Origin of the sequence: Streptomyces sp. R44 (genome assembly GCF_041053105.1) — a bacterium.
Taxonomy (GTDB): domain Bacteria; phylum Actinomycetota; class Actinomycetes; order Streptomycetales; family Streptomycetaceae; genus Streptomyces.
Genome location: NZ_CP163444.1, coordinates 6,165,461 through 6,185,176, shown reverse-complemented (window position 1 = coordinate 6,185,176; position 19,716 = coordinate 6,165,461). Strand labels below are relative to the sequence as shown.

At 73.5% G+C, this 19,716-nt stretch carries 15 protein-coding genes; 3 read left to right on the top strand and 12 right to left on the bottom strand.

Translation table 11 applies throughout. The annotated features are described in order from the left end of the window. Nucleotides 1–10: 10 nt before the first annotated feature. Nucleotides 11–913 (top strand): slipin family protein, encoded by a 903-nt coding sequence (locus AB5J54_RS28875; RefSeq protein ID WP_369146827.1) that lies wholly within the window; start codon nt 11–13, stop codon nt 911–913. Nucleotides 914–1,357: 444 nt separating this feature from the next. On the opposite strand, the gene AB5J54_RS28870 is transcribed toward AB5J54_RS28875, so the two are convergent. The 8 genes from AB5J54_RS28870 to AB5J54_RS28835 form a co-directional block, all read right to left on the bottom strand. Then, nucleotides 1,358–3,061 (bottom strand): proline--tRNA ligase, encoded by a 1,704-nt coding sequence (locus AB5J54_RS28870; RefSeq protein WP_369146826.1) that lies wholly within the window; start codon nt 3,059–3,061, stop codon nt 1,358–1,360. 71 nt (nt 3,062–3,132) lie between these two features. Next, the gene (locus AB5J54_RS28865) at nt 3,133–3,678 is read right to left on the bottom strand and encodes a GNAT family N-acetyltransferase (protein ID WP_369146825.1); all 546 of its coding nucleotides are present in this window, start codon (nt 3,676–3,678) and stop codon (nt 3,133–3,135) included. Between the two features lie 42 nt (nt 3,679–3,720). After that, nucleotides 3,721–4,566 (bottom strand): GNAT family N-acetyltransferase, encoded by an 846-nt coding sequence (locus AB5J54_RS28860; protein ID WP_369146824.1) that lies wholly within the window; start codon nt 4,564–4,566, stop codon nt 3,721–3,723. Nucleotides 4,567–4,744: 178 nt separating this feature from the next. After that, nucleotides 4,745–5,902 carry a flavodoxin-dependent (E)-4-hydroxy-3-methylbut-2-enyl-diphosphate synthase gene (ispG, locus tag AB5J54_RS28855; RefSeq protein WP_190106868.1) on the bottom strand — a complete coding sequence of 386 codons (1,158 nt, stop codon included), beginning with the start codon at nt 5,900–5,902 and terminating at the stop codon, nt 4,745–4,747. 103 nt (nt 5,903–6,005) lie between these two features. Next, on the bottom strand, nt 6,006–7,313 hold the full coding sequence (locus AB5J54_RS28850) for an RIP metalloprotease (protein ID WP_369146823.1): 1,308 nt from the start codon (nt 7,311–7,313) through the stop codon (nt 6,006–6,008). Continuing rightward, the gene (dxr, locus tag AB5J54_RS28845) at nt 7,310–8,569 is read right to left on the bottom strand and encodes a 1-deoxy-D-xylulose-5-phosphate reductoisomerase (RefSeq protein ID WP_369146822.1); all 1,260 of its coding nucleotides are present in this window, start codon (nt 8,567–8,569) and stop codon (nt 7,310–7,312) included. The genes AB5J54_RS28850 and dxr overlap by 4 nt, the downstream gene beginning before the upstream one ends. Nucleotides 8,570–8,603: 34 nt before the next feature. Continuing rightward, nucleotides 8,604–9,839 carry a 3-phosphoshikimate 1-carboxyvinyltransferase gene (gene aroA, locus AB5J54_RS28840; RefSeq protein WP_369146821.1) on the bottom strand — a complete coding sequence of 412 codons (1,236 nt, stop codon included), beginning with the start codon at nt 9,837–9,839 and terminating at the stop codon, nt 8,604–8,606. 367 nt (nt 9,840–10,206) lie between these two features. After that, complete coding sequence (locus tag AB5J54_RS28835) at nt 10,207–12,132, bottom strand: acyl-CoA dehydrogenase family protein (RefSeq protein ID WP_369146820.1); 1,926 nt, start codon at nt 12,130–12,132, stop codon at nt 10,207–10,209. Between the two features lie 133 nt (nt 12,133–12,265). Here AB5J54_RS28835 and AB5J54_RS28830 point away from each other — a divergent pair, with 133 nt between their 5' ends. Next, nucleotides 12,266–12,568, top strand: coding sequence for a putative quinol monooxygenase (locus AB5J54_RS28830; RefSeq protein WP_369146819.1), 303 nt, complete (start codon nt 12,266–12,268; stop codon nt 12,566–12,568). 63 nt (nt 12,569–12,631) lie between these two features. On the opposite strand, the gene AB5J54_RS28825 is transcribed toward AB5J54_RS28830, so the two are convergent. Together AB5J54_RS28825 and AB5J54_RS28820 are read right to left on the bottom strand one after the other, a co-directional pair. Beyond that, nucleotides 12,632–14,077 (bottom strand): aldehyde dehydrogenase family protein, encoded by a 1,446-nt coding sequence (locus AB5J54_RS28825; RefSeq protein WP_369146818.1) that lies wholly within the window; start codon nt 14,075–14,077, stop codon nt 12,632–12,634. A 159-nt stretch (nt 14,078–14,236) separates the two neighbouring features. Then, on the bottom strand, nt 14,237–15,211 hold the full coding sequence (locus AB5J54_RS28820; protein WP_369146817.1) for an EamA family transporter: 975 nt from the start codon (nt 15,209–15,211) through the stop codon (nt 14,237–14,239). A gap of 155 nt (nt 15,212–15,366) precedes the next feature. On the opposite strand from AB5J54_RS28820, the gene AB5J54_RS28815 reads away from it, so the two are divergent. Then, nucleotides 15,367–15,570, top strand: coding sequence for a hypothetical protein (locus AB5J54_RS28815; RefSeq protein WP_369146816.1), 204 nt, complete (start codon nt 15,367–15,369; stop codon nt 15,568–15,570). A 37-nt stretch (nt 15,571–15,607) separates the two neighbouring features. Here the strand turns inward: AB5J54_RS28815 and AB5J54_RS28810 are convergent, their stop codons facing one another. Both AB5J54_RS28810 and AB5J54_RS28805 read right to left on the bottom strand, forming a co-directional pair. Beyond that, on the bottom strand, nt 15,608–17,170 hold the full coding sequence (locus AB5J54_RS28810; RefSeq protein ID WP_369146815.1) for a PucR family transcriptional regulator: 1,563 nt from the start codon (nt 17,168–17,170) through the stop codon (nt 15,608–15,610). A gap of 236 nt (nt 17,171–17,406) precedes the next feature. Further along, nucleotides 17,407–19,701 carry an ATP/GTP-binding protein gene (locus AB5J54_RS28805; protein WP_369146814.1) on the bottom strand — a complete coding sequence of 765 codons (2,295 nt, stop codon included), beginning with the start codon at nt 19,699–19,701 and terminating at the stop codon, nt 17,407–17,409. Nucleotides 19,702–19,716: the final 15 nt, after the last annotated feature.

Here is a 19,716-nt window from a genome sequence, read left to right as displayed (position 1 = left end):
GGGGGCCGTGATGATCGAAGAGCTGCTCATGGCGGCGGCCGGCGCGGCCGCGGCGGCCGCGGTGTACGCGGCGGCGGCGGCGCGGGTGGTCAAGCAGTACGAGCGGGGTGTCGTGTTCCGCTTCGGCCGGCTGCGTGACGACATCCGCTCGCCCGGCTTCACGATGATCGTTCCGGTCGTCGACCGCCTGCACAAGGTGAACATGCAGATCGTCACGATGCCCGTGCCCGCGCAGGAGGGCATCACCCGGGACAACGTGACGGTACGGGTCGACGCGGTCGTCTACTTCAAGGTCGTCGACGCGGCCGACGCGCTGGTGCGCGTGGAGGACTACAAGTTCGCGGTCTCCCAGATGGCGCAGACCTCGCTGCGGTCGATCATCGGCAAGAGCGACCTCGACGATCTGCTGTCCAACCGCGAGAAGCTCAACCAGGGCCTTGAGCTGATGCTCGACAGTCCTGCGATGGGCTGGGGCGTCGCGATCGACCGGGTCGAGATCAAGGACGTGTCCCTGCCGGAGACCATGAAGCGCTCCATGGCCCGGCAGGCGGAGGCGGACCGGGAGCGGCGGGCGCGGGTCATCAACGCGGACGCGGAGCTCCAGGCCTCGAAGAAGCTGGCGGAGGCGGCGGGGGTGATGTCGGACCAGCCGGCCGCGCTGCAGCTCCGACTGCTGCAGACGGTGATGGCGGTCTCGGCGGAGAAGAACTCGACGCTCGTCCTGCCGATTCCGGTGGAACTGCTGAGGTTCCTGGAACGCGCGACGCCGGGGGGCCCGGCGGAGGTGGAGGGGTCGTCGGCGGCGGCGCCGCTGAGCGAGGCGTATCTGAAGGGGCGGGCGGCGGCGGAGGAGGCGGTGGAGGACCTGACGGGCACGTCGGTCGAACCGGCCCCCCACGAAAAGCACGCGTGACGCCGCGCCCGTTGTGGGCACGCGTCCCGCCGGGGCGGTGCCCACCCCCGTCGTGGGCACGCGTTCCGCCGGGGCGGTGCCCACCCCCGTCGTGGGCACGCGTTCCGCCGGGGCGGTGCCCACCCCCGTCGTGGGCACGCGTTCCGCCGGGGCGGTGCCCTCCCTCGTTGTGGGCATGCGTTCCGCCGGGGCGGAACGGGTGGGCACAACGGACCCGCGCCTTGCCGGCGCCAGAGGCTCCCGCGCCTGAACCCGCACCACGTCGTGCGCCGCGCGGTCGGTGCGGGTCCAGGCGCGGAACGCGGAGGCGCCGCTGAAGGGCGCCGTCCCGTGTGCCCACCCGTCCCGCCCCAGCGGGACGATTGCCCACACGGGGGTGGGCGAGGGGCACCGCCCCGCAAGGGCGCGGGCCCCACACCGGCGGGGGGCGGCCGCGCCGGTGGGTCAGGCCGTCAGGCGGGTGAGGGCCTCCGCGACCGTCAGTTCCTCGCGCTCGCCCGTCCGGCGGTCCTTCAGCTCCACCACGCCCTCACCCGAGCGACGCCCCGCGACGAGGATCTTCGGGACGCCCATGAGCTCCGCGTCGGTGAACTTGACGCCCGGGGAGACGCCCGCGCGGTCGTCGACCAGGACGCGGAGGCCGGCCGCGGAGAGCTTCTCCGAGACCTCCAGGGCCAGTTCCGTCTGGAGGGCCTTGCCGGCGGCGACGACGTGGACGTCGGCCGGGGCGACCTCCGCCGGCCAGCACAGACCCTTCTCGTCCGCCGTCTGCTCGGCGAGCGCCGCGACCGCGCGGGAGACGCCGATGCCGTACGAACCCATGGTCACGCGGACCGGCTTGCCGTTCTGGCCGAGGACGTCGAGCTTGAGGGCGTCGGCGTACTTGCGGCCGAGCTGGAAGATGTGGCCGATCTCGATGGCGCGGTCCAGCTTGAGGCCGGTGCCGCACTTGGGGCACGGGTCGCCCTCCTGGACGACGACGACGTCGACGTACTCGGAGACCTCGAAGTCACGGCCCGCGACGACGTTCTTCGCGTGCATGCCCTCCTTGTTGGCACCCGTGATCCACGCGGTGCCGGGCGCCACGCGCGGGTCGGCGATGTAGGTGACCTTCTCCAGGCCCTGGGGGCCGACGTAGCCGCGGACGAGGTCGCTGCGCTGCGCGAAGTCCTCCTCCGTCACCAGCTCGACCGTCGCGGTCGGGCCGAAGTGCTCCTCGACCTTGTCCATGTCGACCTCGCGGTCGCCGGGGACGCCGATGGCGACGATCTCGCCGTCGACCTTCACCAGGAGGTTCTTGAGGGTCGCGGAGGCCGGCACGCCGAGGGAGGCCGCGAGGGTCTCGATCGTCGGGGTGTCGGGGGTGGGGATCTCCTCGGCGGCGGGGACCGCGGCGCCGTCGACCGGCTTCACCGTCTGGTAGACGGCTTCGGTGTTCGCGGCGAAGTCGCAGTTCGGGCAGTCGGCGAAGGTGTCCTCGCCGGCCTCGGCCGGGGCGAGGAACTCCTCGGACTTCGAGCCGCCCATGGCGCCGGCGGTGGCGGCGACGATGCGGTAGTCGAGGCCGAGGCGCTCGAAGACGCGCCGGTAGGCCTGGCGGTGCAGGGCGTAGGACTGGGCGAGGCCCTCGTCCTCCGTGTCGAAGGAGTACGAGTCCTTCATGAGGAACTCGCGGCCGCGCAGGATGCCGGCGCGGGGGCGGGCCTCGTCGCGGAACTTGTTCTGGATCTGGTAGAGGATCACCGGCAGGTCCTTGTAGGACGAGCACTGGTCCTTCACCAGCAGGGTGAAGATCTCCTCGTGGGTCGGCCCGAGGAGGTAGTCGCCGCCCTTGCGGTCCTGGAGGCGGAAGAGCTCGGCACCGTACTCGTCCCAGCGGCCGGTCGCCTCGTACGGCTCACGGGGCAGCAGCGCGGGCAGGGTGACCTCCTGCGCGCCGATGGCGTCCATCTCCTCACGGACGATCCGCTCGATGTTGGAGAGGACCTTCTTGCCGAGGGGCAGCCAGCTCCAGATGCCGGCGGCGGTGCGGCGGACGTAGCCGGCGCGGACGAGGAGCTTGTGGCTGAGGACCTCGGCGTCCGCCGGGTCGTCGCGCAGCGTCTTCGCCATCAACTGGGACATGCGCTGGACCGGTGCGTTGGCCATGGTTCTCGTACTCCTGCCGGGACTGAAAGTGATGGGCCCGAGGTTAGCCGGGCGGCCCCTGGCAGGAGAAATCAGTTCCGGCGCCTGAGCGGCAGCGGGGCGCCCATGACCGCGTACGGGCGGGGGGCGCTGGGGAAGTGGACCTGCCGGGCGAGGTCGACGTAGCCGAGGGAGCGGTAGAGGCCGCGGGCCGGGGAGTCGGTGTCGATCGCGGAGAGGATGGAGCGCTTCTCGTCGGCGGTGTCGGTGATGGTGGTGATCAGCCCGCGGCCGGCGCCCAGGCCCTGGAAGTCGGGGTGGACGTGCAGTTCGGTGATGACGAAGGAGTCGTCGAGCCAGTCGGCGGTGCCGGTGGCCCGCAGATACGTCTCGACGACGGTGGACCACCAGTGGGTGCGGTCGTTGGGCATCCCGTACACGAAGCCGACGAGCCGTCCGTCGGGGGTGGTGGCCCCGTAGGCGCGGGCGCCGGGGCTGAGGAGGTGGCGCAGCACGATGTGGCGGCGTACGGCGACCTCGCCCGCGTCCAGGCCGAAGGCGACCGCCTGCACGGCGAGGGCCTCGTCCACCCGGGCGGCGAGATTGACCGGACCGATCACGACCTGTGCGTCATCCATGCGGCGCACCCTACAAGCGCCCGCGCGCCGCGCACAGCGGGTTCAGAACAGCACGCTCATGAACGCGCCGGTCTCGCGGAAGCCGACGCGGCGGTACGCGGCCCTCGCCGGGGTGTTGAAGTCGTTGACGTACAGGCTGACGACCGGGGCGACGTCGGCGAGGGCGTACTGGAGGACGGCGGCCATGCCCGTCTCGGAGAGGCCCTTGCCGCGGTGCTCGGGGGCGACCCAGACGCCCTGGATCTGGCAGGCCTGGCGGGTGGCGGCGCCGATCTCGGCCTTGAAGACGACCTTGCCGTCCTCGATGCGGGCGAAGGAGCGGCCGGAGCCGACGAGCTCGGCGACGCGGGCCTGGTAGAGCAGTCCGCCGTCGTTGGCGAGCGGGGAGACGCCGACCTCCTCGGTGAACATGGCCACGCAGGCGGGCATGATCACCTCCATCTCGTCCTTGCGGACGCGGCGCACCAGCGGATCGGGCACGACGGTGGTGGAGGACTCCTCGGCGACCATCAGGGGCTGGCGGGCGCGGACGTCCCTGGCGGGTCCCCAGCTGGGCTCCAGGAGCCGCCACAGCTCGCCGGTGGCCTCGGCGGGGCCGACGATCGAGGAGCAGCGGCGGCCGATCCTGCGGGCCCGGTCGGCGAAGGCGCGGACGGCCTCGGGGGTGGCGCAGATGGGGACGAGGTTGGCGCCGGAGTAGCAGAGCGAGCGGAGTCTGCCCTCGGTGTACCAGCCCCACATCTCACCGCCGAGGCGCCAGGGGTCGAGCCCGGCGACCTGGACACGGGCGGTCACGAAGGCGTTCTCGACGGGGGCGCTCTCCAGGACGGCGAGCGCGGCGCCGAGGTCGGCGGGTTCGAGGACCCGAGTGGTGGTCTCTGTCAGCACGTGGGGGGCCTCACGGTACGGATCTGCTGGTCTCCGCACTGTACCCCCGTGCCCCTCGGCGGGGCCCGTCCTGTGCACGAAGCCCCTCCACCGGGTGGGGTGGAGGGGCTTCGCGCGAGGTTCCGGTCGGATCCGGGAGGCGTCGGGCGCCGATGGCGACCGGCGGATCCGGGAGGCGTCAGGCGCCGATGGCGACCGTCGGCTCGCCGCTGGCGACGCCGTCCTTCTCCATCTGCTCGGCGATCTTGAGCGCCTCTTCGATGAGGGTCTCGACGATCTTCGACTCGGGGACGGTCTTGATGACCTCGCCCTTGACGAAGATCTGGCCCTTGCCGTTGCCGGAGGCGACGCCGAGGTCGGCCTCGCGGGCCTCGCCGGGGCCGTTGACGACGCAGCCCATGACGGCGACGCGCAGCGGGACGGTCATGCCGTCGAGGCCGGCGGTGACCTCCTCGGCGAGCTTGTAGACGTCGACCTGGGCGCGGCCGCAGGACGGGCAGGAGACGATCTCCAGGCGGCGCTGGCGCAGGTTCAGCGACTCCAGGATCTGCATGCCGACCTTGATCTCCTCGGCCGGCGGCGCGGAGAGGGAGACGCGGATGGTGTCGCCGATGCCCTGGGAGAGCAGGGCGCCGAAGGCGACGGCCGACTTGATGGTGCCCTGGAAGGCCGGGCCCGCCTCGGTGACGCCGAGGTGCAGCGGGTAGTCGCACTGGGCGGCGAGCTGGCGGTAGGCCTCGACCATGACGACCGGGTCGTTGTGCTTGACCGAGATCTTGATGTCGCGGAAGCCGTGCTCCTCGAAGAGGGAGGCCTCCCAGAGGGCGGACTCGACGAGCGCCTCGGGGGTGGCCCTGCCGTACTTCTTCAGGAGGCGGGCGTCGAGCGAGCCGGCGTTGACGCCGATCCGGATCGGGGTGCGGGCGTCGGAGGCCGCCTTGGCGATCTCCTTGACCTTGTCGTCGAACTGCTTGATGTTGCCCGGGTTGACGCGGACGGCCGCGCAGCCGGCGTCGATCGCGGCGAAGACGTACTTCGGCTGGAAGTGGATGTCGGCGATGACCGGGATGGAGGACTTCCGGGCGATCGTGGCGAGCGCGTCGGCGTCGTCCTGGGTCGGGCAGGCCACGCGCACGATCTGGCAGCCGGAGGCGGTCAGCTCGGCGATCTGCTGGAGCGTGGCGCCGATGTCGGAGGTGCGGGTCGTCGTCATCGACTGGACGGAGACGGGCGCGTCACCGCCGACGGCCACGCTGCCGACCTGGATCTGGCGGCTCTTGCGCCGCTCGGCGAGCCGGGTCGGAACGGTCGGGATACCGAGAGAAATCGCGGTCATCTGAAGTGCAACCTCAAGGTTGTGCGTCGGCGGGCTCAGGTCTCCGAGGTTACCGCCCCGGGGGCGGGGGGCCGGACACCACCGGGTCCGGCCCCCCTGCGGGCTACGTCAGTTTCACCGGATTGACGATGTCGGCGGCGAGGACGAGCAGCGTGAAGCAGACGAAGACACCGGCCACCACATAGGCGGCGGGCATCAGCTTGGCCACGTCGAACGGGCCGGGGTCGGGGCGCTTGAAGATCCGGGCGACGTGGCGGCGCACGGACTCCCAGAGGGCGCCCGCGATGTGTCCGCCGTCGAGCGGCAGCAGCGGGAGCATGTTGAACAGGAACAGCGAGACGTTGAACATGACCAGCAGGTTCATGAACCACACGAGGATCGTCGTCGGCGGGGCCTCGACGGTCATCAGTTCGCCGGTGATGCGGGCGGCGCCGACGACGCCGACCGGGGAGTCCTCGGCGCGCTTGCCGTCGCCGAAGGTGGCGTCCCACAGGCCGGGGATCTTGCCCGGGAGGGCGATGACCGAGTGGACGCCGTTCTCCACGAGGTCGGTCATGCGCGCGGTGGTCTCGCCGAAGGTGAGGGGCGCGACCTCGGTCTTGGAGGCGAAGCCGAGATATCCGGCCTGCATGTAGTCCACCGGCTGGACGACCTTGCCGTCCGCGTCCTTCCTCGGCACCTCGTTGGAGACGAGGGTGGGGCGCAGGTCGATGCGCTGTCCGGCCCGCTCGATGGTGATCGTCGCGGGGCCGATGGTGTCGCGGATGTGGTCGGAGAGGGTGTCCCAGTCGTTCACCGGCGTGCCGTTGAAGGCGACGATCTTGTCGCCCTCCTTCAGGCCGGCCTTGAACGCCGGGGAGACGGGGTCGCCCGGCGCACACTTCTCGCGCTTCTCGCTCTGCTTGATGACGCACTTCTGGACCCCGGCGACCTGGGTCGTCTGCCCCGCGGTGCCGATCGTCATCATCGAGCCGAAGAACAGCATCGCCGCCAGGACCAGGTTCATGAACGGTCCGGCGAACATCACGATCACGCGCTTCCACGGCTTGCGCGTGTAGAACAGCCGCGTCTCGTCGCCCGGCTGGAGCTCCTCGTACGAGGCCTCGCGGGCGTCCTCGATCATCGAGCGCCAGGGCGAGGTGGAGCGGGCCTCGATCCTGCCGTCCTGGCCCGGCGGGAACATGCCGATCATGCGGATGTAGCCGCCGGCGGGGATGGCCTTGAGTCCGTACTCGGTGTCGCCGCGCTTCCTCGACCAGATGGTGGGGCCGAAGCCGACCATGTACTGCGGCACGCGGATGCCGAAGAGCTTGGCCGTGGAGAGGTGTCCGAGCTCGTGCCACGCGATGGAGACGAGGAGACCGAGGGCGAACAGCACGATGCCCAGGGCGTACAGGAGCATTTCGGTCATGCGCGGGCCTCCGCTGTTGCCTTCGCTGCGAGCTCTCGGGCCCGGGCGCGCGCCCAGGTCTCCGCTTCGAGGACGTCCGAGACCGTCAGCGAGGTTCCCCTGCTGGGCTTTCCGTGCTCGGTGACGACCGCAGTGACGGTATCCATGATTCCGTTGAACGGCAGCCGTCCGGCGAGAAACGCCTCCACGCACTCCTCGTTCGCGGCGTTGAAGACGGCCGGGGCGGTGCCGCCCAGCTCGCCGACGTGCCGGGCCAGGCCGACGGACGGGAAGGCCTCGGTGTCGAGCGGGAAGAACTCCCAGGTGGAGGCCTTGGTCCAGTCGAAGGCGGGGGCCGCGTCCGGGACCCGCTCGGGCCAGCCGATGCCGATGGCGATCGGGCCGCGCATGTCCGGCGGGGTGGCCTGCGCGAGGGTGGAGCCGTCCGTGAACTCGACCATCGAGTGCACGTACGACTGGGGGTGGACGACGACCTCGATGCGGTCGAACGGGATGTCGTAGAGCAGGTGGGCCTCGATGACCTCCAGGCCCTTGTTCACCAGGGTCGCGCTGTTCACCGTGATCACCGGGCCCATCGCCCAGGTCGGGTGGGCGAGCGCGTCCTCGCGGGTGACATGGGCCAGCTGCTCACGCGTACGGCCGCGGAAGGGGCCGCCGGAGGCCGTGACGACCAGCTTGCGGACGTCGGCACGGGTGCCGGCGGCGAGCGCCTGGAAGAGGGCCGCGTGCTCGGAGTCGACCGGGATGATCTGGCCCGGCTTGGCGAGCGCCTTCACCAGGGGGCCGCCGACGATCAGCGACTCCTTGTTGGCGAGGGCGAGCGTGCGGCCGGCTTCGAGGGCGGCGAGGGTGGGCGCGAGGCCGATGGATCCGGTGATGCCGTTGAGGACGGTGTGGCACGGGGAGGCGGCCAGCTGGGTCGCGGCGTCCGGCCCCGCCAGGAGCTCGGGCAGCGGCTCGGAGCCGTACAGCGCCTTCAGCGCCTCGCGCAGCTCGGGCAGCGCCTCCTCGCGGGCCACGGCGACCGCGGCGACCTTCAGCCGGTGCGCCTGCTCGGCGAGCAGCCCGATCCGGCCGCCGGAGGCGGCCAGGGCGGTGACCCGGAATCGGTCGGGATTGCGCAGCACCAGGTCGATGGCCTGGGTGCCGATGGACCCGGTCGAGCCGAGGACGACGATGTCCCGGCGGCCTGCGCCTCCATCCACGGGGGAGAAGACGCTGCGCGGATCGGCGAGAGGAGAGGGGCGGTCGCTCATGCCCCCCATTCTTGCCGCAAAGGCTGTGCGGTCTTCACGCGGTCCGGGTGTACCTGTGGAAAACCTCGTGGAAGTCCGGGAAGGTCTTCTTCACGCAGCCCGGGTCGTCGAAGGTGATCCCGGGGGTGCGCAGCGCCGTCACCGCGAAGGACATCACGATCCGGTGGTCGCCGTGGGTGGCGATCTCGGCAGGCCCGGTGGGGGTGCCGGGGTGGATCTCGATCCAGTCGGGGCCGGTCTCGACGGTGATGCCGAGGCGGCGGAGGTTCTCGGCGCAGGCGTCGAGACGGTCGCACTCCTTGACACGGGTGTTGGCGACGTCCTCGATGCGGACCGGGCCGTCGGCGAACGGCGCGATCGCGGCGAGGGTCGGCATGGTGTCCGAGATGTCCCGCATGTTGACGGTGAGACCGCGGAGGGTGCCGGTGGAGCGGACGGTCGTCCCGGTGTCCGTGATCTCGACGTCGGCGCCCATCCGGCGCAGCACGTCGACGAAGGCCAGGTCGCCCTGGAGGGCGCCCGTCCCGAGGCCGGGGACGGTGACGGAACGGCCCGGTTCGAGGGCGGCGGCGGCGAAGAAGTAGCTGGCGGTGGAGGCGTCCGGCTCGATGCCGTAGGTGGGGGCGCGGTAGCCGGTGGGGGCGACGCGGTACGTACGGCCCTCCCGGGTGACCTCGGCCCCGAAGGACCGCATCATCGCGAGCGTGATCTCGACGTACGGCTCCGAGACCAGGTCCGTGACGGTGATGTCGAGGCCCTCGGCGGTGAGCGGGCCGAGCATCAGCAGCGCGGTCAGGTACTGGGAGGACTGCCCGGCGTCCAGGGTGAGCGCGCCGCCCTTCACGCCGGCGGCGTGCACGGAGAGCGGGTGGTGGCCGTCCTTCTCCCCGTGCCGGAGGTCGACCCCGAGGTCGCGCAGGGCGGTGCTGAGCGGGCCGAGGGGACGGCGGCGCATCTGCGCGGAGGCGTCGAAGTGGTACGTGCCGTGGCCTGCGGCGACGAGGGTCGGCAGGAAACGGGCGGTGGTGGCGCCGTCCCGGCAGTACACCTCGGCGGTCTCCGCACCGGGCCCGGCGGGCCGGCCCTCGATGTGCCAGGCGTCCGGCTCGCGGCGCACGGCATAGCCGAGGGCGGTGAGGCCCTCGGCGAAACCCTCGGTGTCGTCGGAGACGAGCGGGCGCAGGAGGGTGGTGGTGCCTTCCGCGGCGGCGGCGAGGAAGAGGGCGCGGGCGGTGACGGACTTGGAGCCGGGGATGTGGATGACGGTCACGGGGGTCATCCTGCCGCGACGTGCGGGGCGGCGGGGGTCCGGTCCGCCACGTGGACGACGCGGCGGGCTGAACGGTGCCCCGGGGCACCCCCGTGTGGGCAAATCGTCCCGCAGGGCGGGACGGGTGGGCACACGGGACGGCGCCCTCTCGCGGCGCCTCCGCGTTCCGCGCCTGGACCAGCACCACCGGCGCGGCGCGCATCCGGTGCGGGTCAGGCTCGGGAGCCTCTGGCGCCGGCAAGGGCGCCGTTCCGTTGTGCCCACCCGTTCCGCCCCTTGCGGAACGCCTGCCCACAACGGGGTGGGCACCGCCCCGGCGGAAGCGGGCCCACAACGGGCGGAAGCGCGCCCGCAAGGGGAACGGCGGCTACGGGATTCGGCGGTGGGTGTTGGGGTGGGGCGACGGGCCCGGGGTCGCGTCCGCGATCCAGGGGCCCTCCCCGCTCGGGTCCACGATGCCCGCCTCCAGCCAGGTGTAGCGCCCGGCCAGGACGCCGTCGACCACCCGGCGGTCCAGGTCGTCCGTGTTGGACCAGAGGCGGGTGAAGAGTTCGTCGACGCGTAGGCGGGCCTGGCGGCAGAAGGCGTCCGCCAGCTGGTGGGCCTCGGGGCCGTGCTCGCCCGTGGTGCGGAGGAGTTCGGCACGGACGCACGCGGCGCTCATCGCGAAGAGTTCGGCGCCGATGTCGACGATGCGCCCCAGGAACGCCTGCTTGAGCTCCATGCGGCCCTGCCAGCGGGACATCGCGTAGAAGGTGGACCGGGCGAGCTTGCGGGACGTGCGCTCCACGTACCGGAGGTGGCCCGCCAAGGCGCCGAACTCTCCGTACGCGCCCGGGAGCTGCCCCGCGCCGGCGACCAGTCCCGGCAGCCAGCGGGCGTAGAAGGAGCCGGCACGGGCGCCCGCCTTCGCCTTGTCCCCCAGCGACTTCTCGGGGTCGATGAGGTCCCCCGCCACCGAGAGGTGGGCGTCCACGGCCTCGCGGGCGATCAGCAGGTGCATGATCTCGGTGGAGCCCTCGAAGATGCGGTTGATCCGGAGATCGCGCAGGAGCTGTTCGGCGGGGACGGCCCGTTCGCCGCGGGCGGCGAGCGAGTCGGCGGTCTCGTAGCCGCGGCCGCCGCGGATCTGGACGAGTTCGTCGGCGATCAGCCAGGCCTTCTCGGAGCCGTACAGCTTGGCGAGGGCGGCCTCGATGCGGATGTCGTTGCGGTCCTCGTCGGCCATCTGGGAGGCGAGGTCGACGACCGCCTCCAGCGCGAACGCGGTGGCCGCGATGAAGGAGATCTTGGTCGAGACGGCCTCGTGGCGGCCGACGGGCCTCCCCCACTGCTCGCGCTCCCCCGACCATTCGCGGGCGATCTTCAGGCACCACTTCGCGGCGCCCGCGCAGGCGGCGGGGAGGGAGAGCCGGCCGGTGTTGAGGGTGGTGAGGGCGATCTTGAGGCCGGCGCCCTCGGGGCCGATGCGGTTCGCCGCCGGGACCCGGACGCGGTGGAAGCGGGTGACGCCGTTCTCCAGGCCCCGCAGGCCCATGAAGGCGTTGCGGTGCTCGACGGTGATGCCGGGCGCGTCGGCCTCGACGACGAAGGCGGTGATGCCGCCGGGATGCCCTTCGGAGGCGGGGACGCGGGCCATGACGACGAGCAGGTCGGCGACGACGCCGTTGGTGGTCCACAGCTTCACGCCGTCGAGGACGTACGCGTCGTCCCCGTCCGGTACGGCGGCGGTGGCGAGGCGCGCCGGATCGGAGCCGACGTCCGGCTCGGTGAGGAGGAAGGCGGAGAGGTCGGTGCGGGCGAGCCGGGGCAGGAAGGCGTCCTTCTGCTCCTGGGTCCCGAAGAGTTTCAGCGGCTGCGGTACGCCGATCGACTGATGCGCGGAGAGGAGGGCGCCGACGGCGGGGCTGGCGGAGCCGACGAGGGCGAGGGCGCGGTTGTAGTACAGCTGGGTGAGGCCGAGCCCGCCGTACTTCGGGTCGATCTTCATCCCGAGGGCGCCGAGCTCCTTGAGTCCGGTGATCGTCTCGTCGGGGATGCGGGCCTCGCGCTCGATGCGGGCGCCGTCGATCCGGGTCTCGCAGAACGCGCGGAGGACGGCGAGGAAGGCCTCCCCGCGGCGGACGTCCTCGGCGGCGGGCAGCGGGTGCGGGTGCACGAGGTCGAGGCGGAAGCGGCCGAGGAACAGCTCCTTGGCGAAGCTGGGTTTCCGCCAGTCCCGCTCGCGCGCGGCCTCGGCGACCTGCCGGGCCTCGCGCTCGGTGACCTTGGGCCGCTGGGTGGGTGCGGACATGGACACCTCCTTGGGCTTCCTGTCCGTCGTACCCGATTCCGGCGGGTCCGGAAAGAGGAGGGGATCCCTCCGGGTTTGTCCTCCAGATGAGACGCCCCGACCGTCCGGCGGGGCCGCGCGTAGGGTCCGCGGCATGTCTCAGCCGATCAAGCTCATCGTCCTCGTCGCCACCCTGCCCGGCCGTGGCGCGGAGCAGCTCGCCGCCTTCGAGGCGCTCGCCCCCCTGGTGCGGGCGGAGGAGGGCTGCCTGCAGTACGACCTCCACCGGGTGGCCGACGACCCCGACCGCTTCGCCCTGATCGAGCGCTGGGCCTCGGCGGAGGCCCTCGCCGCGCACGACGTCGCCCCGCACATGGTCGCGGCCGACGCCGCGAACAAGGCCTTCCGCGCGGGGCCGGCGGAGGTCGTCCGCCTCGACGACTCCCCCGTGGCATGACGAAAGACGGCCCGAGCCCCCGCACAGTGGGCTCGGACCGCCTGGTCTCGTGAGGCGTACGCCTTAGAGGGCGAGGCCCGTCAGGACGAGCACGCGCTCGTAGGTGTAGTCGTCCATCGCGTACTTGACGCCCTCGCGGCCGACGCCGGAGCGCTTGGCGCCGCCGTACGGCATCTGGTCGGCGCGGTACGAGGGGACGTCGCCGACGATCACGCCGCCGACCTCCAGGGCGCGGTGGGCGCGGAAGGCGGTCTGCAGGTCGTGGGTGAAGACACCGGCCTGGAGGCCGAAGTCCGAGTCGTTGACCGCGGCGAAGGCCTCGGCCTCGCCGTCGACCTTGGCGATGGTCAGGACCGGGCCGAAGACCTCGGCGCGGGCCAGGGTGACATCGGCCGGGAGGTCGGTGAGGACGGTCGGGGCGTAGGTGGCGCCCTCGCGCTTGCCGCCGGTGAGGAGCTTCGCGCCGGCCGCGACGGCCTCGTCGACCCAGGACTCGACGCGCTGGGCGGCGGCCTCGTCGACGAGCGGGCCGACGTCGGTGGCGTCGTCCGCCGGGTCGCCGGTGACCTGCGCCTCGACGGCGGCGACGATCTTCGGCACCAGGCGGTCGTAGACCGAGGCGTCGGCGATCACGCGCTGCACGGAGATGCAGGACTGGCCGCCCTGGTAGTTGGAGAAGGTCGCGATGCGGGTCGCGGCCCAGTCCAGGTCGGCCTCGGAGGACCAGTCGGGCAGGACGACGGCCGCGGCGTTGCCGCCGAGCTCCAGGGTGCAGTGCTTGTGCGGCACCGACTGCTGGATGGCGTAGCCGACCTTGTCGGAGCCCGTGAAGGAGATGACCGGGAGGCGCTCGTCCTGGACGAGGGCGGGCATGCGGTCGTTCGGCACGGTCAGGATCGACCAGGAGCCGGCCGGCAGGTCGGTCTCGGCCAGGATCTCGCCCAGGATCAGGGAGGAGATCGGCGTCGACGGGGCCGGCTTGAGGATGATCGGGGCGCCGACGGCGATGGCCGGGGCGACCTTGTGGGCGCTGAGGTTCAGCGGGAAGTTGAACGGCGCGATGCCGAGGACGACGCCCGTGGGGATGCGGCGGGTGAGGGCGAGGCGGCCCGCGCCGCCGGCCTCGGTGTCCAGGCGCTGGGCCTCGCCGGCGTTCCAGCGGCGGGCCTCCTCGGCGGCGAAACGGAAGACGGAGACGGCACGGCCGACCTCGCCGCGGGCCCACTTGATGGGCTTGCCGTTCTCGGCGGAGATCAGGAGGGCGATCTCCTCGGTGCGCTCGGCGAGCCGCTTCGACACGTGGTCGAGGGCGGCGGCGCGGACGTGCGCCGGGGTCGCGGCGAACTCGTCGACGACGGCGTGCGCGGCGGCGACGGCCTCCTCGACCTGGGCCTCGGTGGGCACGCTGACCTTGCCGACCAGACGTCCGTCGTACGAGTTCGTGACGTCGAAGGTGGCGTCGCCGGTGGCCTCACGGCCGGCGAGCCAGAAGGCGTGGGTGGTCGTCATTGCGTCCCGGCCCTTTCCGTTTCGGGGTGCGAGCGGTTGCTCTGGTGACACCGTAGGGCCGGGACGGCGGGCGCGGGCTTGTCCGGTATGGAGTAGTGGGGGTGGCGGCTCTGTCCGCTTCGGCCGAAGCGGACGGTGGCCGGCACCCACGCCGGAGGGTCAGCGGCGTCGCTCGGTCGAGACGATGAGGCAGACGGCGCCGACGACGATCGCGCCGCCGAGGAGGATCGGCCAGGTCAGGGCCTCGTTCAGGACGAGGGCGCCGAGGAGGACGGCGACGACCGGGTTCACGTACGCGTAGGTGGCGGCGAGGGAGACCGGGGCGGACTGGAGCAGCCAGGCGTACGCGGTGAAGGCGACGAGCGAGCCGAAGACGATCAGGTACGCGAGGGCGGCCCAGGAGCGGCCGGAGACGGCGCCCAGGTCGAGGCCGTGGTGTTCGCCGCGGACGAGGCCGAGGGTGAGCGCGGCGAGGCCGCCGGCCAGCATCTCGTAGGCGCTCGCCGTGAACGGGTTGGCGGGCATCGGCAGCCGTGCGGAGGAGACGGAGCCGACGGACCACAGCAGGGCCGCGACGAGGACGAGCAGGACGCCGCCGATCTTCACCTCGCCGCTCAGGCCGGGGACGGTGAGGACGCCGAGGCCCGCGAAGCCGAGCAGGACGCCGCCGAAGGCGCCGAGGCCGGGGCGGTCGCCGAAGAGCGCGCGGAGCAGGACGACCCAGACGGGGACGGCGGCGACGAGGAGGGCGGCGAGGCCGGAGGGTATGGAGGTCTCGGCGAGGACGACGAGGCCGTTGCCGCCGAGGATGAGGAGCAGTCCGACGAGGACGGCGGAGCCGAGTTCCCGGCGGGTGACCTTGAGTGCGGCGGGGCCCTGGCGCCAGGCGACGATCGCGGCGAGGAGCAGGCCGGCGGTGATGAAGCGGGCGCCGCCGGAGAGGAACGGCGGGAGGGTCTCGACGACGATCCGGATCCCGAGGTACGTGGAGCCCCAGACGACGTACACGATGCCGAGCGCGGCCCAGACGGCGCCGGTGATCCGGCGGGCGGGGGCGGCGGCACGGGCTTCGGTACGGGGTTCGGGGGCGGCCGGGTGCGTCTCGGGGGCCGGATCGACGGCGGGGCTTGTCATGAGCAGGAGAGTAGGGAGTTCCGGGCCCGATGACCAAGAAAATTGCCCGGATCCGGGCAGGCGTAGCGGAATTCGGACGGCGCGCGGGGGCGGACGGGGTCTTCCGGAGGGGTGGGAGGATGGCCGGGACCGTACGACCCCCGGGGGGGGAAAGCATGATCCTTTACGTACTGATCGGCGTCCTGGTCCTGGCCGTCGCCGGCTGCGGCTGCGTGGTGTGGGCGTCGCGCGGCGGGCCCCGCTGGGTGCGCGCGGTGGCCACCGTGACCCTGCTGGGCGGCGAGCTGGTCCGCGACGGACAGCGCCGGAGCCGGAAGCGGGGCGGAGGCGACGACGCGAGCTCCCTCGGCTCGGAGTAGGGCTCTTCCGGAGGACGAACCCTCCGGAAGACAGGCCCTAGGAGGCCCCGCCGCCGTCCTCGCCCGTCGCCTTCAGGGCCAGCCACAGCTCCATCCGGACGTCCGGATCGTCCAGGGAACGGCCGAGGATCTCCTCCACCCGGCGCATCCGGTACCGCAGCGTGTGCCGGTGGACGCCCAGGTCCGCCGCCGCCGCGTCCCACTGGCCGTGCCGGGAGAGCCAGGCGCGCAGCGAGGCCACCAGGTCGCCGCGGCCGGTCGCGTCGTGCTCCCGCAGCGCGCGGAGCATCCCGTCGGCGAAGGCCCGGACGGCCTCGTCGGCGAGGAGCGGAAGGACCGAGCCCGCCGCCAGGTCCTCGTGCTCGACGAGCGCCCTGCCGCGCCGCCGGGCGACCGAGAGGGCCTGCTCGGCCTGCTTGTACGCGGCGGCCGCGCCGGCCGGGCCCGCCGGGGCGGAGAGGCCGACGACGACACCGGCCTCGTCCGACTCCCGCTCCGCGTACGCCTCGCAGGCGGCGACCACCGCGCCCCCGTCCCCGGCCAGGACGACGAGCCGCTGTCCGCTCTCGGCGACGGTCAGCACCGCCTCGCCCGCGCGGGCGGCGGCGGCCTCCAGGGCCTCGGCGAGCACCGGCAGCGGCGGCTCGGCGGCCGGCTCGCCTCCGGCGGGCTCGGCGACGAGCAGCCGGTACGGGGCGTCGAGCAGCCCTCCGTAGAGGTCGCCGGCCACCGCGCGGGCGGGTTCCGGCTGGCCCGCGAGCATCAGCCGCAGCACCGCCGCGCCGAGCCGCTGCTCCGCCGCCTGGAGCGAGCGGGAACGTTCCGTCGTAAGGGTGAGCAGGGCGATCGCCGAGTGCACCGCGTACCGCTCGGCCGTGCCGAGGGGCGCGCCCGTACCGACGGCGAGGGCGCCCCGCACCCGGCGTCCGGTGCCGAGCGACTGGAGCTCGACGCGGTCGTCCGTACCGCCGACGACGGCGCTGGCGGGCGCGGGCCGCTCGCGCAGCCGCTCGACGTCGGGGGTGAGCCGGGCGGCCCGGCGCGCCGCCCATTCGGGCGAGACGGCGACGACGGCGCCGGAGGCGTCGTACAGCGCCGCCCAGCCGTCGACGTGCGCGGCGAGCCGGGCGACGACGGCCTCGGGGCCCTCGGCCAGCGCGGCGCGGGTCAGCTCGCGCTGCGCCTCGAAACCGGCCGTGACGGCGCGGTACTGGTCGGCGGAGATGGCCGCCGAGACGGCCTTGCTGATGGCCAGGAACGGGGTCCGGCGCGGCACCTCCAGGAGGGGCAGGTGCTCCTCGCGCGCCGCGTCGAGCAGGGCGGGCGGGATCTCCTCGTAGTTGACGCCCACGGCGAACCCGAGGCCGACCACCCCGGCGCCGAGCAGCCGCCGCACATAGCGGCGCATCGCCTCCAGGTCCTCGGCGTCGAGCGTGAGCGCGGTGGTGAGGAGGAGTTCGCCGCCCTCCATGTACGGGACGGGGTCGGCGAGCTCGCTGACGTGCGCCCAGCGGACGGGGGTGTCGAGGCGGTCCTCACCGGCGCGGACGATGAGCTTGAGGGCGGAGTGCTGCACGAGCGAGGCGAGGGTGGGCGGCATTGGGGACCGTCGGACCTTTGAGCGAGGACCGCGCGCGGGGGGAGCCGTGCACGGAGGCGGGGAGGCACCGCTCAGGTGAGCGGCGCCCCCGATTGTGCCAGGGCCGCCGGGACCCCGCTCAGCCGCGCGAGGGGTGAGACGGCTGGACCGAACGGGCGGCCGCCGCAGGTCGGCGGGAGCCCACGCGGGCGCGCGGCACGGGGCCGGGCGCGGCGCCGGGGCGCGGCGCGCGCCCCTCAGGCGCGCAGGTCCACCAGGACCGGAGGCGTGTGCGCGCCCTGGGGCGTCGTCAGGGACACCACGGCGTGGCCCGGGGGCACCGAGTGGGCGAGCTCCGAGGCGGACCAGCGCTCGCGCTCGACCTTCCGGGTCGTGACCGCGTCGGTGGTGACGGCCACGCCGGTGACCTTCTTGCGCAGGAAGTGGATGAACCGGGTCATCGGCTGGTGGGCGAAGACCGTGTGCTGCGCCACCTCGGTGGTCTCCACCCACTCCTTGCCCCAGGTCTCGGCGAAGCCCCGGCCGTCCCAGGTGGTGATGCCGGAGAGCGCCACCCGGCAGCCGACGGCGCCGAGCAGCGGGCCGTGCAGGGCCTCGGGCACCTCGCCGAGGGTACGGAGCCCGAGCACGACACCGGCGTTGTGCGGGCGCAGCCGCTGGAGGGAGCGGACGGTGCCCGTGGTGAGCGCCCCATGGGCGTCGTCGAGGACGAGGGCCACGAAGTGCGGGCGCTTGGCGCCCGTCCGGGCCGCCGCCAGGAACTGGGCGAGGACCAGCCGGGCGAGGAGCCGCGAGGCCTCCTCGTGGCCCCGCTCGGGCAGCTTGATCCGGACCCGCAGCGGGTGGTGGACGACGGACTTCAGCGAGAAGGGCCGTACGTCGCTGCCGTCGGCGCCGAAGAACTCGGCGAAGGCCGGCCGGTCGAGGAGCGACAGGCGGTCCGCGAGCAGCGGCCCGGCGTCGGCGGCGGTCCCGGCCTGCCGGATCCGGGCCTCCAGCTCGCGGCGCATGGCCGCGTCCTCGGCCGGGAGCCGGCCGAGGAGCGCCGTCAGCGTCTCCGGGCCCGCTTCGAGGAGTTCGCGGAGCACCGGCACGGACGGGAAGCGGCCGTGCGCCGCCCGGTAGGGGCCGACGAGCTGGGCGAGGACGGTGGCGGCCCGCCGGACGTCGAGGCTCTCGACGTCGCCCGCGAGGCCCTCCGCGAGCAGTGCCGCGGCCTCGTCGGGGTCGGTGAGGCCGGCGTACAGGTCCAGGTCGTACGGCGAGGCCGGGTCGCCGGGCGTGACGACGACGTCGTAGGCGCCGTCCGGGCCGAGCGGCGCGTCCGCCGTGCCCACGGCGACGACCGCGCAGGCTCCGGTGAGGGCCTGCAGGGTGAGGGACTCGACGACCGGGCCGGTCAGGCGGGTGGTCTTCCCGGCGCCTGAGGGGCCCACGACCAGGAGCGAGGTGGCGAGGGCGGCCGGTTCGAGGGCGAGGCCGACGCCCCGGTAGGCGGCCGGGTTCCGTGCTTCGGCCACGCAGCGGCCGATGCGCACCTGCCCGAGGAGGAGGTCGTGGGTGGCGGTGCGGCCCGGCAGGTCGCGGTCGCCCGAGGGGTGGACCCCGGCCGCGGCGCCCTGCCGGAGCACGGTGTCGACGAAGGACGTGAGCCTCCGCTCGACGCCGTGGCGGACCCGGGCGCAGTCCACGTCGTTCATGCGGCCGGCGAACAGCTCGGCGGCGAGCAGGTCCGCCGCCCGCTGCTGTCCGACCGCCCGCAGCTCGGGCCACTGCGAGAGCGGTGGGGGCCCGGCGGGGTCGAGGGGCGGCGGGGTGCCGTCCGTCGTGGCGGCGCGGGCCCTGAGCCACCCGCGGACCAGGCCGGGCCAGTCGCCGAGGCGGGCGAAGGGCCAGAGCACGGCGGCGGTGATCAGGCCGTACAGGGTGTAGACGAGGACGGGCGAGGCGAGGACGTCGTAGCCGCCGCCGAGGAGCACCACGAGGGAGAGCAGCGGCGCGACGACCGGCAGCGCGTCCCAGCCGACGCCGGGGAAGGCGTCCGGCCAGACGAACGTCAGGGCGATCAGCGCGGCGCCCGCCGTGAGGGCGGCGCGTACGGGCGGGCGGCGGTCGGCGAGGAGGTGGCGGGCGAGTTCGGCCCAGGCGCCGAGGCGGGCCATGGCGTAGAGGAGGACGGCGAAGAAGACCCCGTCGTAGACGACGTGGGCCTCGGCGCCGTGCCAGTCGCGGGGGGAGGTTCCTCCGGCGTACCACCACTCGGAGGGGGTGAAGGTGGCGAGCGGGATCCATTCGTACGGGACGGCGCCGCGCCGCCAGGCGGACCAGAGCAGCAGCCCCACGAAGAGCGGGATCAGCAGCCCGGCCACGGTGACGGGCGCGAGCTTCCGCGCCTCCCGGGGCGGCGGCGGTGGCACGTGCCGGAACCGCCAGATCCCGGGCGCGGCCTCGGGCCGCGGGGCGTCGAGCCAGGCGACGACGGGCGGCGCGACCGGAACACCGGGAGCACCCGACGCCCCGGGAGCCCCCACCCCGGGTGCTCCCGG

Excerpts from the sequence above, each read along its gene's own strand:
- AB5J54_RS28835 (WP_369146820.1), bottom strand. The coding sequence starts at position 12,132 with ATGTCCGCACCCACCCAGCGGCCCAAGGTCACCGAGCGCGAGGCCCGG.
- AB5J54_RS28810 (WP_369146815.1), bottom strand. The coding sequence starts at position 17,170 with ATGCCGCCCACCCTCGCCTCGCTCGTGCAGCACTCCGCCCTCAAGCTC.
- AB5J54_RS28825 (WP_369146818.1), bottom strand. The coding sequence starts at position 14,077 with ATGACGACCACCCACGCCTTCTGGCTCGCCGGCCGTGAGGCCACCGGC.
- AB5J54_RS28865 (WP_369146825.1), bottom strand. The coding sequence starts at position 3,678 with ATGGATGACGCACAGGTCGTGATCGGTCCGGTCAATCTCGCCGCCCGG.
- AB5J54_RS28875 (WP_369146827.1), top strand. The coding sequence starts at position 11 with ATGATCGAAGAGCTGCTCATGGCGGCGGCCGGCGCGGCCGCGGCGGCC.
- AB5J54_RS28820 (WP_369146817.1), bottom strand. The coding sequence starts at position 15,211 with ATGACAAGCCCCGCCGTCGATCCGGCCCCCGAGACGCACCCGGCCGCC.
- dxr (WP_369146822.1), bottom strand. The coding sequence starts at position 8,569 with ATGAGCGACCGCCCCTCTCCTCTCGCCGATCCGCGCAGCGTCTTCTCC.
- AB5J54_RS28870 (WP_369146826.1), bottom strand. The coding sequence starts at position 3,061 with ATGGCCAACGCACCGGTCCAGCGCATGTCCCAGTTGATGGCGAAGACG.
- AB5J54_RS28850 (WP_369146823.1), bottom strand. The coding sequence starts at position 7,313 with ATGACCGAAATGCTCCTGTACGCCCTGGGCATCGTGCTGTTCGCCCTC.
- ispG (WP_190106868.1), bottom strand. The coding sequence starts at position 5,902 with ATGACCGCGATTTCTCTCGGTATCCCGACCGTTCCGACCCGGCTCGCC.
- AB5J54_RS28830 (WP_369146819.1), top strand. The coding sequence starts at position 12,266 with ATGTCTCAGCCGATCAAGCTCATCGTCCTCGTCGCCACCCTGCCCGGC.
- AB5J54_RS28815 (WP_369146816.1), top strand. The coding sequence starts at position 15,367 with ATGATCCTTTACGTACTGATCGGCGTCCTGGTCCTGGCCGTCGCCGGC.